1 protein-coding gene is annotated in these 1,943 nt (G+C 39.3%); it reads right to left on the bottom strand.

What is annotated here, in order from left to right; all coding sequences use genetic code 11:
* Positions 1–15 precede the first annotated feature (15 nt).
* The gene (locus tag R7F67_RS23800; protein ID WP_046820894.1) at positions 16–234 is read right to left on the bottom strand and encodes a cold-shock protein; all 219 of its coding nucleotides are present in this window, start codon (positions 232–234) and stop codon (positions 16–18) included.
* Positions 235–1,943 lie beyond the last annotated feature (1,709 nt).

Here is a 1,943-nt window from a genome sequence, read left to right as displayed (position 1 = left end):
TTTTTAGATTCGTTTTTAAGCAAGGCAAACATTAGCCGCTTGTAGGCCTTTCTGGCCTCTCTCAACATTAAATGTAACCTGTTGACCTTCAATCAAAGTTTTAAATCCATCAGATACAATGGCATTAAAGTGAACAAAAACATCGTCACCACCATCACTTTGAGAAAGAAAACCAAAACCTTTCGATTCGTTGAACCATTTAACTGAACCAGTTGCTTTATTTGAGTTAGACATTGTTGTCCCTTATAGAATTAAATTAATTATATCGCAAAATGCGATGCGCTAAGACATTGAATTATTTAATGATTAGGTACAACTAAGGGTCATTCTAGGTATTGCAACGTGGAGAGGTACAACAAGGAGAGGTTTTGCTTAATATGAAACTTTACATTTAATAACTCTGAACAGCAGAGCGAATCCAGTATTACTCAAGTTGCCTACGATGTCAAGTTTTTTTTTGACAAAGGTCACAAAATTGCTTGTTCAAATTCTATAGCAAATGAAGTCGTCATCGACTCATCAAAAAGTAATTTTCATTTCGCATTATCGATCATATGTTAAATCGATAGTTTTACTGACAAAAACATCCCTCAGGCGCTCTAAAACGCGCGAGATGCGTTTCTCTCCATATCAAACAAGCAGAACTACCCTAAAAACCATGTGAAAGTTTGTGACACTTTTTAGGGGGATTTACATCGGAAAAGCTACGTAACCATCAGGACTGCATTCCATCACAAACTAGTCAAAAGTGAATATTTGAAAACACAAACACCACCTGTTTAACACGCCATAGCCAAGCCTTACGCTATTAATTGGTACTGTAGGAGGCCTTGCTGTATAAGAGCAGTGTAACGGCGTTGGAGCAGCTACGCGCCGCAATTTTGCTTATTTCGGCTGCGCCGACCCCTACCCATTTCGACTCAACTTTGAGTGATTTGGATACTATCTTTGGTCGCTTTCTGAACTAAGGATTTCTCCCCTTATTTCGGGGCTGCCCTGCGCTGTGTGTAAAGGCTTTCGCCCCCCATCCGAGTCACACAACACTAATCAGTTGTTCCTTTTCCGCTAATCCCCGTCTAGCAGCTACAACAAGGCGGTTTTATTGTGCTTTCGCAAGTTCTGATTAGTGCCTTTACCTGCCACCTATCGGACTTCCCTTGGTCGGTGGCTGATGCGCGTCGTTCTGTCCAAAACATCTTGATCCAAACAGAGTGCAGGAATACTTGAAGTGCTTAAACGATATGAGCTATCATGAAAGGACTTACCGGAGCTACCAAACTCGTAAGTATTCCGAAAAAAGCCGACTCTCCAAAGTCGGTTTTTTCACATCTGGACAAAAGGTTACGTCTAAATCTAAAAGATCGCAATATCCAGTTCTTCTTTAGCAACATCTAAAACGAGCTATGTTTCATATGGAATGGATTCAGCATGAAACCAAGTGATGCATTCTAGTGATTTTAATTCTCTTAACAACAAGCCAAATGGAGCTTTTACCTAAGTAAAAGCTGACATAAAAATCACATTTGAGGTAACACTATGAGTGCAGCCCGACCGTGCATTACGATTTCATCTCCGGCTCCAATTTCTATTCCAGAACCATTCAAACCAGAAGGGTAACTCATTGAAATATATAGCATTAGGCAACATGAAGTCGCCGAAAAATCAAAATCTCTACTGGAGTAAGCTATCTGCTCTATTTCGTTTCCTTGAAATGAAATAGCGATTTAATTTTAAGATAAAAGCTACAGTTATCATGCTCCTCGATAAGCTTAGATGGCTGTAGCTTTTTCTTCATCCACAACTAATCAAAACTCAAAAGTTCAAGCCTACATAAAGTCTATTCAAAATTAGGCACTGCTGAACCATTTCGTTCAACCCTACACGCACCAAAATGAATAACCTTATATTCTATTCCAGATAGTTTGATTGCTTTAAAGATATCG

Source organism: Vibrio sp. YT-17, from assembly GCF_033337375.1.
GTDB classification, from domain to species: domain Bacteria; phylum Pseudomonadota; class Gammaproteobacteria; order Enterobacterales; family Vibrionaceae; genus Vibrio; species Vibrio alginolyticus.
Note: the sequence above shows the minus strand (reverse complement) of the source record. Positions and strands in the feature narration are given on the sequence as shown.